Origin of the sequence: Sphingomonas sp. (assembly GCF_035758555.1) — a bacterium.
Taxonomy (GTDB): domain Bacteria; phylum Pseudomonadota; class Alphaproteobacteria; order Sphingomonadales; family Sphingomonadaceae; genus Sphingomonas_B.
The window spans coordinates 15,172-31,962 of the sequence record NZ_DASTXI010000243.1 but is presented as its reverse complement, the minus strand read 5'-3'; the positions used below and the strand labels follow the sequence as shown (position 1 = coordinate 31,962).

At 66.8% G+C, this 16,791-nt stretch carries 14 protein-coding genes; 8 read left to right on the top strand and 6 right to left on the bottom strand.

Annotation, left to right across the window (positions count from 1 at the left end; genetic code table 11):
• Positions 1–22: 22 nt before the first annotated feature.
• The 8 genes from VFT73_RS14620 to VFT73_RS14585 all read left to right on the top strand — a co-directional run bounded on the left by VFT73_RS14620 (position 23) and on the right by VFT73_RS14585 (position 8,426).
• Positions 23–1,168 (top strand): nitrilase-related carbon-nitrogen hydrolase, encoded by a 1,146-nt coding sequence (locus tag VFT73_RS14620; RefSeq protein WP_326412729.1) that lies wholly within the window; start codon positions 23–25, stop codon positions 1,166–1,168.
• Positions 1,169–1,238: 70 nt separating this feature from the next.
• A complete protein-coding gene (locus tag VFT73_RS14615) occupies positions 1,239–3,620 on the top strand; it encodes a TonB-dependent receptor (RefSeq protein WP_326412727.1) in 2,382 nt (793 codons plus the stop codon).
• An 11-nt stretch (positions 3,621–3,631) separates the two neighbouring features.
• Entirely contained in the window at positions 3,632–4,360 is a 729-nt protein-coding gene (locus tag VFT73_RS14610) for a hypothetical protein (RefSeq protein WP_326412725.1), read from the top strand.
• Complete coding sequence (locus tag VFT73_RS14605; protein ID WP_326412723.1) at positions 4,357–5,019, top strand: hypothetical protein; 663 nt, start codon at positions 4,357–4,359, stop codon at positions 5,017–5,019. Before VFT73_RS14610 ends, VFT73_RS14605 begins: the two co-directional genes overlap by 4 nt.
• Positions 5,016–6,590: an FAD-binding oxidoreductase gene (locus VFT73_RS14600; RefSeq protein WP_326412722.1), complete on the top strand. Its 1,575-nt coding sequence runs from the start codon at positions 5,016–5,018 to the stop codon at positions 6,588–6,590. The genes VFT73_RS14605 and VFT73_RS14600 overlap by 4 nt, the downstream gene beginning before the upstream one ends.
• The gene (locus tag VFT73_RS14595) at positions 6,587–6,967 is read left to right on the top strand and encodes a c-type cytochrome (RefSeq protein ID WP_326412720.1); all 381 of its coding nucleotides are present in this window, start codon (positions 6,587–6,589) and stop codon (positions 6,965–6,967) included. Before VFT73_RS14600 ends, VFT73_RS14595 begins: the two co-directional genes overlap by 4 nt.
• Positions 6,964–7,269, top strand: coding sequence for a YciI family protein (locus VFT73_RS14590; protein WP_326412718.1), 306 nt, complete (start codon positions 6,964–6,966; stop codon positions 7,267–7,269). The genes VFT73_RS14595 and VFT73_RS14590 overlap by 4 nt, the downstream gene beginning before the upstream one ends.
• A gap of 254 nt (positions 7,270–7,523) precedes the next feature.
• Positions 7,524–8,426 (top strand): OmpA family protein, encoded by a 903-nt coding sequence (locus VFT73_RS14585; RefSeq protein ID WP_326412716.1) that lies wholly within the window; start codon positions 7,524–7,526, stop codon positions 8,424–8,426.
• Positions 8,427–8,491: 65 nt separating this feature from the next.
• Here VFT73_RS14585 and VFT73_RS14580 read toward each other — a convergent pair whose 3' ends face one another.
• From VFT73_RS14580 to VFT73_RS14555, 6 genes are all read right to left on the bottom strand, one after another.
• Positions 8,492–8,779, bottom strand: a complete 288-nt coding sequence (locus tag VFT73_RS14580; RefSeq protein ID WP_326412714.1) for a hypothetical protein — start codon at positions 8,777–8,779, stop codon at positions 8,492–8,494.
• A 70-nt stretch (positions 8,780–8,849) separates the two neighbouring features.
• Complete coding sequence (katG, locus tag VFT73_RS14575) at positions 8,850–11,060, bottom strand: catalase/peroxidase HPI (protein ID WP_326412712.1); 2,211 nt, start codon at positions 11,058–11,060, stop codon at positions 8,850–8,852.
• 115 nt (positions 11,061–11,175) lie between these two features.
• The gene (locus VFT73_RS14570; RefSeq protein WP_326412710.1) at positions 11,176–12,753 is read right to left on the bottom strand and encodes a putative bifunctional diguanylate cyclase/phosphodiesterase; all 1,578 of its coding nucleotides are present in this window, start codon (positions 12,751–12,753) and stop codon (positions 11,176–11,178) included.
• Positions 12,754–12,755: 2 nt separating this feature from the next.
• Entirely contained in the window at positions 12,756–13,280 is a 525-nt protein-coding gene (locus tag VFT73_RS14565) for a response regulator (protein ID WP_326412708.1), read from the bottom strand.
• On the bottom strand, positions 13,277–15,211 hold the full coding sequence (locus tag VFT73_RS14560) for a response regulator (protein ID WP_326412706.1): 1,935 nt from the start codon (positions 15,209–15,211) through the stop codon (positions 13,277–13,279). Before VFT73_RS14560 ends, VFT73_RS14565 begins: the two co-directional genes overlap by 4 nt.
• A 28-nt stretch (positions 15,212–15,239) precedes the next feature.
• Positions 15,240–16,658: a sensor histidine kinase gene (locus VFT73_RS14555; RefSeq protein WP_326412704.1), complete on the bottom strand. Its 1,419-nt coding sequence runs from the start codon at positions 16,656–16,658 to the stop codon at positions 15,240–15,242.
• Positions 16,659–16,791: the final 133 nt, after the last annotated feature.

Here is a 16,791-nt window from a genome sequence, read left to right as displayed (position 1 = left end):
CAGGCCAGAGGAGACGGCGCCGATGACGCACGACGTTCGCAAGGGGGCGCTTTCGCGGCGCGGCATTCTGGGGTCGATCGCTGGGCTCGGCGTGGCGGCGCTGGCGACCGGGCGGGCGGGCGCCGCCGGTCCGAAAGCGGGCGCGCCGGTCGAGGTGCGGCCGGACGGGACCTACCCGGTCGTCCCGCTTGCCCGCGATGCCTTCACCCTCGGCGTCGCCCAGAGCCGGGTGATCCCGGTCGACCTGGCGCGGCTGAACGCGACGCGCAAGGCCAATCTCGACCATATGCTGGCGCTGATCGACGCGTCGACGATGGGTTTCGTGAAGCCGGACCTGCTGTTCTTCCACGAATTTCCGATCACCGGCTGGCGCGACTGGACGCGCGACGAGGTGCTGCGCGTCGCGATCGACATTCCGGGCGAGGAAACCGAAGCGATCGCCGCCAAGGCCCGCGCCTACGGCATGTACATCGTGTTCGGATCCTATGCCCGCGATCCCGACTGGCCCGGCCACGCGCTGTCGATCACGACGATCATCGATCCGGCCGGCAAGATCATCGCGAAGAACTGGAAGGCGCGGAACGTCAAAGGCCTGTTCGGCGGCGAGACCGAGCTGTTCACGACGACCATCTACGACGTGCTCGACCGCTATACCGAAATGTATGGCGAGGATGCCGTCGTGCCCGTCGTGCACACGCCGATCGGCAACATCCTGACCAGCTCGATCCAGCGCGAGCCGGAATATTTCCGCGCCGCCGCGATCAAGGGTGCAGAAGTGATCCTGCGCACCGCGACCGGCGGCTTCTCGCCCGTCGATATGCAGGCGACCTCGCTCTACAACGGCCTCTACACGGCCGTCTGCAACAACGCGATCTCGCCCGGCGGCCCCTTCTTCGAGGATGTGAACGCCGGCGGATCGGCGATCTACGGCCCGGACGGAGAGCCGCTCGCCAAGGCGACCAGCCCGAACGAGACGCTGGTCGCGGCGCGGATTCCGATCGCCCAGTTCCGCGCGCGCCACCGCCAGCCGATGATCCACAAGGAGCTCTTCCTGAAAGAGTTCGAACAATATGTGCCGCGTTATCCGCCGAACCTGTTCGAAAAATACCAGCCGTCCGACCTGAAGGATGCCGGCCGGTACCTGAAAGACAAGGGGCGGTGGAAATGATCCCGTCCGCGGGCGGCTGCCACAAAGAACAATCTGAATTGGGAGGGGGAATATGACGAAAGATTTGCGCGTGGGGTCTCGATTGCCGCTGCTGATCGCGGCGTCGCTATTCGGGCTGGCGTCTGTGCCGGTGGCGGCTCAAACCGATGCCGCTCCGGCTGAAGAGCAAGCGCAGGATCGCGGCGATGCGATCGTCGTCACGGCCCGCAAGCGCGAGGAATCGCTGCAGGACGTGCCGGTTTCGGTCAGCGCCTTTTCGTCGCAGCGGATCGAGGACCGGCTGGCGAGCGACATCGTCGACCTCGCCGATTTTACGCCCGGCTTCCAGATCCAGCAGTCGTTCGGCCGCAGCGGCGACCGGCCGGTGATCCGCGGCGCGTCCAACATCCTGTTCACCGACGGCAAGGTCGGCATCTTCCTCGACGGGGCGCCCTATTTCGGCGACTTTTCGTCGCTGGAGCTCGCCAATGTCGAGCGGGTGGAGATCATCAAGGGGCCGCAATCCGCCGTGTTCGGCCGCGGCACGTTGTCGGGCGCGATCAACGTCGTGCTGAAGCGTCCGACCGACCGGCTGGAAGCCAAGGTGTCCGGCACGCTCGGCAGCTATGACCGGCGCGAGCTCAGCGCCTTCGTGTCGGCTCCCATCACGTCCTGGCTGGGCTTGCAGGCCGGTGCCAAATTCTTCGACATCGACGGCCAGTTCAGGAACCAGGCGGTCCCCGGGGAACGGCTCGGCGACCAGAACACGCATCAATATATGGCCGGCCTGTTCCTGACTCCGTCGGATGATTTCAGGGTCGACCTTCGCTGGCTGCATCAGCGCGACGATGATGGCCTCTATGCGATCGGGCTGCAGCCCTCGACCGCGAACAATTGCTTCCTGACCAAGCGCCCCTATTATTGCGGCGTCGTCCAGGTGCCGAAGACGTTCGGCCTGAACTCGGACAAGCTCCAGCGCCCCGGCCTTTACCGCAATGCCGACCGGTTCCTGGGCGAGCTCGACTGGGACATCGGCGGCTCCGGCTATAATTTCTCGTTTCAGGCCGGCTACAGCGACCTGGTCGAGGTGCTGGGCACCGACCAGTCCTACGACGCGCGCGAATTCTACCTGCTCGGCTCGCCGTTCGTCTGTGCGAATTTCGTGCCGATCGGCAACCAGCTCTGCACCCAGTCGGGCTTCAACACGACCGATGGCACGCGGCGCCAGACCGAGACCTACGAGGCGCGGATTTCCTCGCCCGCCAGCGATCGTTTCCGCTGGCGCGTCGGCGTGTTCGCCAGCCACGATCGGCGCCATGGCCTCACGCAATATCTGGAGGCGAGCGAGCTGGGGCTCGACCTGCTGCCGGACATCCGCACCGTCAACAACCGCGCAATCTTCGGCGGGATAGACTTCGACGTGACCGACACGCTGACCGTCGGCGCAGAGCTTCGGCACCAGGTCGACAAAGTCAGGAACCGCACGCCCAGCTATCGCGCGGGCGACGTGTTCAGCGCCGCCTATATCGCCAGCCTGACGCTGCCCAATCCGGACCAGATCGTCGGCGTCGCGGGGACGCGCCGGGCGACGTTCAAGGCCACCTTGCCGCGCCTGACGGTCGACTGGAAGGCGGCGCCGGACGTGACCGTCTACGCCCAGTTCGCGCAGGGCAACGCACCCGGCGGCTTCAACCCGATCGGCGCGCCGATCTCGACCGTCAAGGAAGAGAAGCTCACCAACTACGAAGTGGGCGTGAAGACCTCGCGCTGGGGCTTCGACTATCTGAACCTGTCCGCCTTCTGGCAGGATTACCGCAACCAGGTGCTCACCAACACCTACCAGACCGCAACCGCGATCAACAGCTACAACGTCAATATCGGGCGCACGCGTATCCGCGGGCTGGAGCTGGAAGGCGCCTATCCGCTTGCCGGCCGTGCGCTGCAGCTGCAGTTCAACTACACCTATCTGGATGCCGATATCCGCCGCGGCATCGAGCCGGAGCAGGCGGTGCTGCTGCTCGGCAAGGCCTGCAAGACGGGGACGGCGACCAACCTGGACCTGCCGGGCTGCCGCGACGCGGCCTCGATTGCAGGGAACCGCCCGCCGCTGGTTTCCAAGCATAGCGGCTCGATCGGACTCAGGAGCGAGAACGAGATCGCAACGGGCTGGTCGCTGTTCGCCGGCGCGGACCTGATCTACCGCAGCAGCTATTACGCGCAGGTGCTGAACCTCGCAAAGAGCGGCGATTCCACGAAGGTCAACCTGCAGATCGGCCTGCATGACGACAATGGCTTGCGGATCACATTGTGGGGCAAGAACATCTTCGACGAGAAGTCGCCGGACGGCATCCTGCGCTATGTAGACCTGGGCGCGGGCGTGCCGAAGGCGCCTTCGGGCGACTCGTCGCGCGCCTTCGGGATCACGCCGACGCGCAAGCCCGAATATGGCCTGACCGTCAGCAAGAGCTTCTAGGGATTATCAAAATGAGCGTCGTGCGCAGCATCTCCGGGACCATCGCCTACACGTCCACCAAACCGGAGCGGCAGGGCGCGACGCGCGGACGCGAATATTTCCGCATCGACGTGCATGGCGACGGCAGCCGCACGATCGCCGCGCATGGCGAGATCGACGACGCGCCGGCGGTTGTCCGCGACGTGAACCTTCGCGTCGGGGCCGACCGCAGGCCGCTCGATTGCTTCGTCCGCATCTGCGTGGGCGGCGCATTCACGGGATCGGCCTGGTTCCGCTTCGGTCAAGGCGTGGCCGAGTGCGAGGCGTTCACCGCCGGAGAGGGGCGGTTCTCGCAGCGCATGGCGATCGACGGGCACCTGCCGGCGTTCGGCAACCATGCGATGATCAACGACGGCTTCCTGCTCGGCCTCTACGATCTGAGCCAGGGCCCCGACGTGCAGGTCACGCGCGGGCTGCTGCTGTCGTCCCCCGATCATCGCGGCGCGACGGGCCCGATGCTGTTCGGCGTCGATCTCGCGATCGAATATGTCGGGCCGGAGCGGATCGAGGTGGGCGCGGGCGCCTTCGACGCGCTTCACTTCCGCATGGTCGACGTGCCCGGCTTGCCGCTCGAGCATCCGCCCTACGACCTGTGGTGCACCAGCGACGGCGACTATGTGCTGCTGAAGGCCGCGGTCGGCGGCTATATGCAGACTGCTTATGAGCTCGCCGCCTGCGAGCGGACCGGAGAGGCCCGGTGATCGCACCCTGGCTGCTCGCCATCCACATCGCGGTGCTGGGCTACTGGCTCGGCTCCGAGTTCGTGATCAACAGCACCTATCGCTACGTCTCGTATAGCGGCGACATGCCCTTTTCCGAGCGCGCGCGGCTGATGGAGCATGTGATGCATGTCGACCAGCACGTCCGCTACGCGCTGGCGCTTCAGGCGACGGTCGGCACGGCGCTGGCAGCGCTTTACGGCTATATCCCGGGCGGCGACGATCTGGCCATCGCGGCTGGCGTGTTCGGCGTGCTGTGGCTCGCCTTCATCGAGGCGGTGCACCGGCTGCGGCACAGCGGCGGCGGCAAGACGCTGGGTGCGATCGACCGCGCATCCCGCTATGTTCTGATGGCGGTGCTGACCGGTGTCGCGCTGAAGCTGATCGGCGGCGGCTGGCCGATGCCCGAATGGCTGCGCTGGAAGCTGGCGCTATTCGCCGGCGTGATCGCCTGCGGCGTCGGCATCCGTTTCGCGCTGATCGCGCATTTCAGGACCTGGGCCGTGATGGCCCGCGAGGGGCCCACCGACGGGACCAACGCGATCATCCGCCGCACCTATGTCCGCGCGACATCGGTGCTGGTGCTGCTGTGGGTGTTCATCGCCGCCATTGCCGTGCTGAGCGTCTGGAAACCGGCATGAGCAACGCCGCGCTGCTGGAGGCGCTCCGCGCCGCGGCAGGCGCGGAGGCGGTGCGGACGGACGCGGAAAGTCTGGCGCTCGCGGCGTCCGACCTGCACGCCGAAGGCTCCGCGCCCGCAGCGGTCGTGCGGCCGTCCACCGCGGAAGTGGCCGCGGCCTGTATCGCGGCGGCAACGAGCCGTGGCCATGCGGTCGTGCCGCGCGGCGGCGGGCTCAGCTACACGGGCGGCTATGCCCCGCCCTCGGCCAAGACGGTGACGGTCGACCTGGGCGGCCTGAACCGGATCGTCGACATCGCCGAAGACGATCTGGTCGTGACGGTCGAGGCCGGCGTCACCTGGAAGCAGATCCACGAAGCGCTCCGCCCGCGCGGGCTGCGCCTGCCGTTCTTCGGCACTTTCTCCGGCGCCGGCGCGACGGTGGGCGGTGGGCTGAGCCACGGCGCGCTGTTCTTCGGATCGGCCCGCTACGGCTCTGCCGCGGAAATGGTGCTGGAGCTGGAAGTCGCGCTTGCCGACGGCACTTTGCTGCGGACGGGACAGGGGGCGCTTGCGGCCGGCAGCAAGCCGTTCCTGCGCAGCTTCGGACCTGACCTGACCGGGCTGTTCGTCCATGACGGCGGCGCGTTCGGCATCAAGACGCGCGCGAGCCTCCGCATGATCCGGGCGCCCGAGGCGCAAGGCTATGCCAGCTTCGCGTTCGCAGACCTGCCGCGCGCGGCCGATGCGCTGAGCGAGATCGCCCGCGCCGATCTTGCCGAGGAAGTCTATATACTCGATCCGGCCGCCGCTCATTCGCTCGCCGACGCGCCGGGCCGCACAGCCTGGGCCGTGCTGCGTGAGACGGGCAGACCGGTCGCGGCAATGCGCGCGCTGGCCGAGCTCGCGCGCGGCGGCACGCGGCCGATTCCGGCGGGCTGCTATTCGCTCCACCTGGTCGCAGCCGGACGGTCCGATGCGGCCGTGCGGCATGACCTCGCACAGGCAGTGCGGATCGCGACCGGCGCCGGCGGCCGGCGCATCGCATCGACCGTGCCGCGGGTGGCCCGCGCCACGCTCTTCTCCAGCCTCGATGCCGTGCTGGACGCGGACGGCGGCCGCTGGGCGGCGTTGAACGCAAAGGTCGCTCATTCGGACGCGCGGGACCTGATCGCCGCCTTCGACGCTATGATTAGGCCGCGCTTGCCCGAGATGGCAGAAAAAGGCGTCACGCTGACGCGCCTCGCCTCTGCGCTGGGCAACCACAGCTTCAGTTTCGAGCCGGTGTTCCACTGGCGCGACGCGTGGCTGCCGGCGCATCGCCGCGCCCTGTCGCCTTCGCGCGCGGAAACGCTCGCCGAGCCGGCGGCGAACCCGGAGGCGCGGGTGCTGGTGGACGGCCTGCGCGGCGAAACCGTCGCGCTGTTCCGCCGGCTGGGTGCCGCGTCCAACCAGATCGGGCGCACCTATCCCTATCTGGACGCGTTGTCGCCTGCGCCCGCTGCGCTGTTGCGCGGTACCAAGCGGATGCTCGATCCGGCATGCCTGATGAATCCGGGCGTGCTCGGCCTGACCAGGGAGACTGTTTCGTGAACTTGCGTATTCTGGCCCTCCTGCCGCTGACCCTGATGAGCGCGTGCGGCGGTTCCCAGCAGCGGACCGCGATGCCGGCCGCGGCGCGGCAATGTGCGCTGTGCCATACGTTTGAAAAGGGCGGCGCGCGCATGGCCGGCCCCAATCTGTTCGGCATCATCGGTGAAAAAGCCGGCGTGCGGCCGGGCTTTGCCTTTTCGCCGGCGATGAAGGCGAGCGGCATCGTCTGGACGCCCGAGACGATCGACGCCTTCATCGCCGCACCGCAAAAGGTCGTGCCGGGCACGCGCATGGCATTTGCCGGCGAAAGCGATCCGGCGCGGCGGCGCGCGATCGTCGATTACATCCAGTCCCTCAGTGCGGAGACCAAGAAGTGAGCAAATTCTACGCAATCGTCGCGCGTGACCGGCCCGGCGCCGCCACAATCCGCATGGAGAAGCTGAAGCAGCACCTCGCGCATGTGGAAGGGCATCTCGACCGCCTCGCCGTCGCCGGGCCGATGCGCGACGAGGCCGGCGCGTTCACCGGCTCGCTGCTGATCGTGAAGGCCGAAAGCGAAGCCGACGCGCGTGCACTTCTCGAAGCCGATCCCTATTACCAGGCCGGCATCTGGAACGACATCGACGTCCGCGCCTTCGGCGCCGTCGCGGGGGATTGGGTCGGCGGCAAAACGTGGTGAGAGCCACGCGATGAGCCCGAGCCGGTGATTCAGGGCTGGCCCGCGACGCGTCGAAAACCAGGCGCCGATTTCCTTCGTGGCTTTGCCCCGCATCGGTTCGCCTCACGTAACCCTCCAATTGTCCGGGCGGCCGCAGGGGGTGGCGGGCGTGTTCATCTGCCCGAAAGGTTGGATTGCGCGATCAAGACGCCGCAGTCGGACGAGAAGCTGCGATCACGCAGACCTCGACTGCCTCAGTTTGAAGGAGTCGCGCAATGGGTGTCATTTCCAAAAATCCACGAACTCTCTTGATGCTTGCCCTGCTGGCCGGACCCGCATCGGTCAGCTTCGCCCAGCCGCCGCAGGACGCGCCCGACGCCGAGCAGTCGGTGAACGTCTACGGCTCGCCTCTGCCCGAAGCGGTCGAGATGACCGAAGGGCCGGAGATCGAAGGCATCATCTCCGCGCGCAGCGGTGACAGCATGCAAGTCACGACTGCAGACGGCGCCAGCACGGTCGTCGCCATCACCGATCAAACCCGGATCAAGGCCAGCGGTGGATTTCTCGGCCTCAATCGCACCAAGCTCGCCGCGAATTCGCTGCTGAACGGCCTGCCGGTCAGCGTCGAGACATTGCAAGCGGGCGGTCGCCTGGTGGCGAAAGAGATCGACCTGAAGAACAAGGATCTCAGAACCGCATCGATGATCCGCAACGGCACCGATCAGCGCTTTGGCGAACAGGGCGCGGCGATCGCCCAAAATGCGGCCGCCACTGAAGCCCTGCGCGGCCGCGTGGGCGATATCGACCAGTACAACGTCAAAAGCACGACGAACGTGAACTTCGATACCGGCAAGGCGGTGCTGTCCGATCAGGCGAAGAACGACCTCTGCGCCGCGGCGGCCGAAGCCGACGGGATGGACAACGCCCTGCTGTTGGTCGTGGGCTACACCGATTCGACGGGAAGCCAGGAATTCAACCAGCAGCTCAGCGAGAAGCGGGCCGGCCGCGTCGTCAATTACCTCCAGCAGGCCTGCGGCTGGAAACCGTATCGCATGCTGACTCCCACCGGCATGGCCGAAGCGGACCCGGCCGCAAGCAACGATACGGTCGAAGGCAAGGCGCAGAACCGCCGCGTCGCGGTAAATATCCTCGTCAGCAAGGCCGTCGACGGCATGTGACAACGTCCGGGGTGGGCCTGCCCCACCCCGGATTCATCGCCGGACTCGTCCCGCAGGCGCGCGCTTCACTCCAGCCCCAGCAGCCAGCGGTCGAGGCGAACGGCGCGGATCGTGCCGCCGGGCAGGGTGCGGTGCAGGTCGGCGCGATGGGACATGATCCATTCGAGGCAGCTCAGCTGGCTGTCGAATGTGTCGAACCGGTCGCGGCATGCGCTGAGGGAGCGGGTGTCGACGACGAAGCGCGCGCCGCGGCGGCAGCCGGGGGCACCGCGCCAGTCGCGCTCGGGCGAGACGACCGCCGGCACCCAATAGGCCTGCCGCCGGTCGAGGCGGTCGATGTCGCGCCGGTGCATCCTCTCCGTCTTTCCGGCTTCGCACTGTGCGGCCGCGGCACCGGGGCGCCGCGGCCGGATCAGTCTGCGCTCAATGGCGCCTCAGGTCAAAGCGGTCGGCGTTCATCACCTTGGTCCACGCCTTGACGAAGTCCTTCACGAACTTCTCGCCGGCATCGTCGCCCGCATAGACTTCACACAGGGCGCGGAGCTGCGAGTTGGAGCCGAAGGCGAGGTCGGTCCGCGTCGCCGTCCATTTCTGCTCATTGCTCCGGCGGCAGGTGCCGACGAACGTCTCGTCCCCCTGGCCGTCCACTTCCTTCCACGCCGTGCCCATGTCGAGCAGGTTGACGAAGAAGTCGTTGGTCAGCTGCCCCGGCCGGTCGGTGAACACGCCGTCCTGCGAGCCGCCATGGTTAACGCCGAGCACGCGCAAGCCGCCGACCAGCACCGTCATCTCCGGCGCGGTGAGGCCGAGCAGCTGGGCGCGGTCGACCAGCAACTCCTCCGTCGGGACGTTGAACGGCACCTGCAAATAGTTGCGGAAGCCGTCCGCCCTCGGCTCCAGCGGGGCGAAGCTCGCTGCGTCGGTCTGCTCCTGGCTCGCGTCGCCGCGGCCGGATTCGAACGGAACGGCCACGTCGACACCGGCCGCCTTCGCTGCCTTCTCGATCCCCACCGATCCGCCGAGCACGATCAGGTCGGCGATGCCGACCTTGCCGCCGAAGTCTGACCGGATGCCTTCATAGACCTGCAGCACCTTCGCGAGTTCGGCCGGCTCGTTGACCTCCCAGTCCTTCTGCGGCGCGAGGCGGATTCGTGCGCCGTTGGCGCCGCCGCGCTTGTCGGAATCGCGGAAGGTGGAGGCGGAGGCCCAGGCGGTCTTCACCAGCTGGGCGACGCTGAGGCCGGAGTCCGCGATCTTGCCTTTCAGCGTCGCGACGTCCGCATCGCCGAGCCTGGTGCCGGCCGGAACCGGGTCTTGCCAGATCAGGTCTTCCGCCGGCACCTCGGGGCCGAGATAGCGGGCCTTGGGCCCCATGTCGCGGTGGGTGAGCTTGAACCATGCCCGCGCCCAGGCGTCGGCGAAGGCTTGCGGGTCCTTGTAGAAGCGCTCGGAGATTTTCCGGTAATCCGGGTCCATCTTGAACGCCATGTCGGCGGTGGTCATCATCGTCGGCACGCGCCGGTCGGGGCTGTGCGCGCCGGGCGCCATATCCTCCGGCTTCTGGTTGACCGGCTGCCATTGCTGGGCGCCCGCGGGGCTGCGCACCAGCTCATAGTCATAGTCGAGCAGCATCCGGAAATAATTGTGCGTCCAGCGATTGGGTGTCGGCGTCCAGGCGCCTTCCAGGCCGGAGGTGATGGTGTCGTCGCCGACGCCGCTCTGGTGCCCGCTCTGCCAGCCAAGGCCCTGCTGGGCGATGTCGGCGCCTTCCGGCTCCGCGCCGACCTTTGACGCGTCGCCCGCGCCGTGGCATTTGCCGAAAGTGTGGCCGCCGGCGGTCAGCGCGACCGTCTCCTCGTCGTTCATCGCCATGCGCGCGAACGTCTCGCGGATGTCGCGGGCGGATTGCAGCGGATCGGGATTGCCGCCAGGCCCTTCCGGATTGACGTAGATCAGGCCCATCTGGATCGCTGCCAGCGGCTCTTCCAGTACCATTTCCTTTTCGGGCTGGATGCGGGTCTCGTTCTTTTCGTGGCCGACCCAGAATTCCTCGGTGCCCCAGTAAACGTCCTTCTCGGGCTCGTAGATGTCCTCGCGCCCGCCGCCAAAGCCGAAGGTCGGGCCGCCCATCGATTCGATCGCCACGTTGCCGGCCAGGATCAGCAAATCCGCCCAGCTGAGCTTGCGCCCGTATTTCTGCTTGACCGGCCACAGCAGCCGCCGCGCCTTGTCCAGATTGGCGTTGTCCGGCCAGGAGTTCAGCGGAGCAAAGCGCTGGTTGCCGGAGCTCGCGCCGCCGCGGCCGTCGCCGGTGCGGTAGGTGCCCGCCGCGTGCCAGGCCATGCGGATGAAGAAGGGACCGTAATGGCCGTAATCGGCTGGCCACCAGGGCTGGCTGTCGGTCATCAGCGCAGTCAGGTCGCGTTTCAGCGCCTGATAGTCGATCGTCTGGAATTCCTTCGCATAGTCGAAATCGTCGCCCATCGGGTTGCCGGAGCGCCCGTGCTGATGGAGGATTTCCAATGAAAGCTGGTTCGGCCACCAGTCGCGGTTGGTGCGGCCGAGCAGGCTGCGCAGAGCGGCCGGCTCTTTCCTGGGATTGTGAAGGGGGCTGCCGCTGGTCGGTGCGTCCATGTGATCCTCTCCTTTTTTCGGCCTGCACAGCTAGGCACAGAGAGAGGCGCAGGGATAACGACAAAACTCCATCAGAGCGTCGGGCAAAATCGATCAAGGCCCGGCGCGCCGGGGCTCACACCGGGTGGATCGGGTGGACCTTGATCTTTCCCAGCTGCGGCTTGGGCGCGGCCGCGTCGGCCGGCAGCAGGGTCTGTTCCCGGAAGGCGAGGAGGTCGTCCAGCGGCATCGGCATGCCGATCTCGTAGCCCTGCAGCAGGTCGCAGCCGAGCAGCTGCAGCAGGCGGACCTGCCAGTCGCTCTCGACCCCTTCCACGACCACGCGCATGTCGAGGCTGTGGCCGAAATCGATCATCGATCGGATGATCTGGTTGGTCTTGCGGCGATCGCCGACGGTGCGGAGGAACGATTTGTCGAGCTTCAGCCCGTCGAGCTCGAAATATTGCAGGTAGCTGAGCGACGAATAGCCGGTGCCGAAATCGTCGAGAAAGACCTTCATGCCGATCTCGCGCAGCCGGTCGACCGACTGGCGGGCGGCGTCCAGATTCTCGATCAGCACGCTTTCGGTGATCTCGACAGTCAGCAGGTCGGGACGCACGCGCGCCAGCAGCAATTTATCCATCAGCCGGGAGACGAACTCGGGCTTGCGGAAATAGACCGGCGAGATGTTGACCGCGACCGGCGACGTCTTGAGGCGCGCGATCGCGGTCAGCGCCGTCTCGACCGTCCAGTCGGTCAGCGCGTTGATCTGGCCGCTGGTCTCGGCGGTCGCGATCAGCGCGGCCGGGGTCACGTCGCGAAGCGCCGCGGATTGGGACCGGAGGAGCGCCTCGGCGCTGCTGAACGCGCCCGTCCGCGCGTCGATCAGCGGCTGGAAGTGCAGGGAGAATTGGTTCTCGATCAGCGCCTTTCCGAGCTCGATCCGGACCGAGCTTTCGCGGGTCTGGTGACGATCGAGGGCGTCGTCGAATAGCCGGAAGCGCCCGCCCGCCGATCCCTTCGCGGCATACATCGCCAGATCGGCGCGACGCAGCAGCTCGCGCGGATTGAAGCGTGTCGGGTCGCCGACGGCGAGGCCGACTGACGCAGCGATTTCGACCTGATGACCCTCGATCAGATAGGGCGCGCCGACTGCCTCGACGATGGCGGAGCCATAGCGTTCGGGGCGGCTGTCGGCGGTCCAGGCGATCACCGACGCGAATTCGTCGCCGCCCAGCCGGGCGAGCGCGATCGTCGATCCGACGGCTGCCGAGGCGCGCTGCGCGACCTGGCGCAGCAGGTCGTCGCCGGCCTTGTGCCCCAAGGTGTCGTTGACGTCCTTGAACCGATCGAGGTCGAAGAACAGCACGATCAGCATTTCGTGCTCGGCAAGCTTCGGGTCGTCGAGCGCCGCGTCGAAGGCGGACCTGTTCATCAACCCGGTCAGCTGATCGATGTGAAGCAGGCTGCGGAGCTGTTCGTTGGTTTCGGCGAGCAGGCGCGCCTGGTTGCGGCTGCGTGCGCCGGCAGCAGCCAGTCCTGCCAGTCCCGTAAGCGTGCCGAGCCCTGCGGCAAGCGCGAGCGCGGACACGCCCACCAACTGGCTGCGGTCCAGGATCAGCGCCGCAGCCGACAGCAGCACGGCCGCCAGCGAGCCTGTCGTGCGCAGGTCGGGCAATCGAAGGGTGTCGTTCTTCAGGAAAGGCAAAATCATGTTCAGCGGTTCACCCCGTTCGCCGCTGGAGCATTTTCGCGGTCCCGCGCGATGGCCGTCAGCATCTCGCGCGTCCGCTCGCCAAGCTGGCGCTCGGCATGCATTTTTTCGGTCGTCAGCGAATCCATCGCGTCGCGCTGGTCCAGGTGCACCGACATGCGGGCGCGCAGGATCGCAAGGCTGATCGGCTTCAGCATATAGTCGTTGGCGCCCTCATTGATCGCCGTCACCACCGACATTTCCTCGCCCATCGCGGTGCACATGATGACGGGAAGGCGTGTCTTCGGATGCGTCTCGCGGATCGCGCGCAGCGTCTCGAGCCCGGAGAATCCCGGCATCATCCAGTCGAGCAGCACGATGTCCGGCATCTGCCGCGAGATCAGCGACAGCGCCTCGCGCCCGCTTTCGGCGTGCACGGTCACGTAGCCGCTCGATTTCAGCGCCCGGTCCAGCAGGATGCGATTGTCCTCGACGTCATCGACGATCAGGACGGTCTTCGGCGGTGCCGATGAAACGGGAACGCTCATAGCACCAACTCCTTCAGGGATTGGGCAATTTCACGCGGTGTCGACGCCGCCTTCGGAAAGAAGCGATGGCCCGCAGCGGCGAGACGCCGATGTTCCTCGATCGTGATGTCGCAGCCGGAAACGACGATCAGCGGCACGTCGCGCAGTTCCTCGGCGGTCGCGAGCTGGTCGAGCACCTCGAAGCCGTTCATGACCGGCATCGCCAGGTCCAGCACGATCGCATCGGGCCGCATCTCGGCAGCCATCGCGAGGCCTTCGGCGCCGTCGGTGGCGCGGCGGGCCGAAAAGCCCACCTGCGCGACGCTCCGCGCGAGCAACTCGGCCGAATCGTCATCGTCGTCGATGACGAGCACTTCGCCTGTCGCGCGCAGGCGATAGACGTCGAGGACGCTGCGCAGCTGGTGCGCGGTGATCGGCTTCCTCAGATAGTCGGTGGCGCCCGCCTGCAATCCGCGCGCACGGTCGTCTTCGACCGTGATCAGGATCGTCGGAATATGGCCGACGTCCGGATCGGCGCGCAGCTCTTCGAGCACTTCATAGCCGGAGCGGCCCGGCAGCAGCACGTCGAGCAGGATGAAATCCGGCCGGTGGGTGCGCGCCAGCTCGAGCACGCCGTCCGCACTTGCGGTCGAAACCACATTATAGCCCATGCGCACCAGCCAGCGCTGCATCAGCTCGATCGTCGCTTCGTCGTCGTCGACGACCATCGCGGTGTGCTCGGCGCTGGGCGTTCGCACCAGCGTGCCGGCGGGATCGGCGGCGGGAGTCCCTGAGGAATCCTCGGCGCGGGGAGCGGAGTCGCCGAGCGGCAGGAGGATGCGGAAGGTCGATCCTTCGCCGGCCGCGCTCTCGACCGTGCAGTCGCCGCCCATCAGCGTGGCGAGGCGCTTGGCGATCGCGAGACCCAGCCCGGCGCCGCTGAACTGGCGCGTGGCGCCTCCGTCCAGCTGCCGGAACTCGTCGAACAGCCCGGCGACATTGTCCGGCGCGATCCCGATGCCGGTGTCCGACACCGCGAATTCGATCCAGGACGATCCGCTCCGCTCGGGTTGCGAGACTGAAAGCCTGACAAGGCCGTCGTGGGTGAATTTGAAGGCGTTGCCGAGCAGGTTGATCAGGCAGCGGCGCACCTTGGCCGCATCGCCGATCATGATGGTGATCGCCGGATCGACGGCCAGCTCGAAACGGTTGCCGTTCGGCGGGTCGCCGGCACCGCAGGCAGCGGCGACGGCTGCGGCGAGCGCGTGCACGTCGATCGCCGATCGCTCGACCGTCATCCGGCCGGCGTCGATCTTGGAGAGGTCGAGAATGTCGTTAATCAGCGCCAGCAGCGTGCGCCCCGCCTGCTGGATGCGGTCCAGGTCCGCCATCGCCGAAGCCTGGCCAGCTTCGCTGGCGTCCTCGTGCAGCAGCATCGCATAGCCCAGGATCGCGTTCAGCGGCGTGCGCAGCTCGTGGCTCATCTTGGCAAGGAACTGCGATTTGGCGAGATTCTGGTGGTTGGCCTGCTCGCGCGCGCGCTCCAGCTCGTCGATGAGGGTCCGCGACCGGCGCATGATCTCGCGACTCCGGCGCCGGAGCAGTTTCACATCGGCTTCGATCTGCGCGCGGCTCATCGCCTGGCCGCGCCGCCAGCGGAAATTGTCGAGATCGCTGTCGTCGAGCTGATCGAGCAGCAGCTCGACCGGGCCGGTGACGAGCCGCGCGATCGCGCCGGAAACGAACCAGCAGGCCAGCACGGCCGCAGCCCCGCCGAACGCCAGCGCCGCCGCCAGCTCCTGCCACGGCGCGGCAGCGGAAAGCGCGCCTGCCGTTGCGGCTGCCGCGACCCCGGCCAGCGCCGCGGCCAGCGTCGGCCCCGCGATCGAACGCCGCACCGCGCTGAGCAGCCGAGGCCGCGCGTTCAGATCGTCGACTTTCTCAAGCTTCATGACAGGCGGCCCATTATGTTCTGCGGCATCACGCCGCCTTTCCCGCCATGCCGGGCTTGGCTGGCGGCGTGGTTTCGGCGTCGTGCCGCGACACGACGATCGGGATCTGGATGGTGAAGCTGGTGCCGACGCCGCGCTCCGAGCGCACGTCGATGGTGCCGGCCATCATCTGGCAGAAGCGCTTGGTCAGCGCGAGGCCGAGGCCGGTGCCGCCGAACTTGCTGACGGTGTCGTTCTCGGCCTGGCTGAAATCCTCGAAGATGCGGCGCAATCCTTCCTCGCTCATGCCGATGCCATTGTCGGTCACGTCCAGCGACAGAAAGTCGCGGCCGCCGGTCGTGCGGCGCAGCACGGTCAGCATGATCGTGCCCTTGGTCGTGAACTTGGCGGCGTTGCTGAGCAGATTGAGCAGCGACTGCCGGACCTTCAGCGCGTCGAGCTCGATCGTGCCCAGATCCTCGGGCATGTTCACGATCATGCGATTGTCGCGCTTGGTGACGAGCGGGGAGGCGGTCGCGATCACTTCGTTGATCAGCGACGTAACATTGACCGGCTCGGTCATCAGCTCCAGCCGGTTCGCCTCGATCGACGACAGGTCGAGCACATTGTTGACGAGCGCGAGCAGGTGGCGGCCGGCGGCATGGATGCGGTCCAGGTCCTGCATCTTGCGGCTGGCGTCCGCCTGATCCTGGAAATTCTCCCGCAGCATCTCGGCATAGCCGATCACGGCGTTCAGCGGCGTGCGCAGCTCGTGGCTCATCTTGGCGAGGAAGATCGACTTGCGCTTGCTGGCGAGCTCGGCCGCTTCCATCGCCTCGCGCACGAGTTCGAGCTTGCCGCGCTGGTCGATCGTCTCCTGTTCCAGGCTGAGGCTGATCCGCATCACCGTTTCGTAGAACAGCGCCAGGATCGTCATGTAGGTCAGCGCGGCGAGGATCGAGAAGGTGTTCGCCATCTGCAGGTCTTCCGCCGGCAGCAGCGTCGGGAATTGGCCGTAGAAGAAGCGGGTCGCCATGAAGAGGCCGAGCTGCAGCGCGATGCCGGTCAGCACCAGCTTGATCGATTCCGACAGATAGAAAAAGCCCAGCACCATCGCGATCAGGAACCAGGGCAGCAGCGGCGAGCTGATCCCGCCGAAGGAGAACGAGCCGAACAGGCTCAGCCCGACCAGCATCTGCACGCTGGTCATTGCCGGCAGCCGCATGCTCCCGCTCGCGCGCAGCAGGAATGGGATGCCGAAAAAGCCGGCGACCATCCCCTCGGTCACCCAGAATTGCCAGGTCGCTCCGGCCGCGGTGCGGGCCAGGAAGAATGTGACGCTGTGGCCCATCAGCGGGCCCGCCAGGTGCAGCATCACGAACGTGCGCGCCATCAAGCGATCGGAATCGCTTTCCAGCATCGCCGCCGGGATGAACCAGTCAATGATGCGGTAGATCGGCTTATGCATCTGGGGCCCCTGAGGATCGGGCCTGCGATAGAGCGCGATGCTTAAGAAACAGCGAATGACGCGCTTAACGCGCATTTAAGGGGTTCGCCCTAATCGGATGCCGAATGGGCGATTGACCTTCTTTTCTGAGGGG

Coding starts and splice junctions, on each gene's coding strand:
- VFT73_RS14620 (WP_326412729.1), top strand. CDS start 23: ATGACGCACGACGTTCGCAAGGGGGCGCTTTCGCGGCGCGGCATTCTG.
- VFT73_RS14610 (WP_326412725.1), top strand. CDS start 3,632: ATGAGCGTCGTGCGCAGCATCTCCGGGACCATCGCCTACACGTCCACC.
- VFT73_RS14600 (WP_326412722.1), top strand. CDS start 5,016: ATGAGCAACGCCGCGCTGCTGGAGGCGCTCCGCGCCGCGGCAGGCGCG.
- VFT73_RS14585 (WP_326412716.1), top strand. CDS start 7,524: ATGGGTGTCATTTCCAAAAATCCACGAACTCTCTTGATGCTTGCCCTG.
- VFT73_RS14580 (WP_326412714.1), bottom strand. CDS start 8,779: ATGCACCGGCGCGACATCGACCGCCTCGACCGGCGGCAGGCCTATTGG.
- katG (WP_326412712.1), bottom strand. CDS start 11,060: ATGGACGCACCGACCAGCGGCAGCCCCCTTCACAATCCCAGGAAAGAG.
- VFT73_RS14570 (WP_326412710.1), bottom strand. CDS start 12,753: ATGATTTTGCCTTTCCTGAAGAACGACACCCTTCGATTGCCCGACCTG.
- VFT73_RS14565 (WP_326412708.1), bottom strand. CDS start 13,280: ATGAGCGTTCCCGTTTCATCGGCACCGCCGAAGACCGTCCTGATCGTC.
- VFT73_RS14560 (WP_326412706.1), bottom strand. CDS start 15,211: ATGAAGCTTGAGAAAGTCGACGATCTGAACGCGCGGCCTCGGCTGCTC.
- VFT73_RS14555 (WP_326412704.1), bottom strand. CDS start 16,658: ATGCATAAGCCGATCTACCGCATCATTGACTGGTTCATCCCGGCGGCG.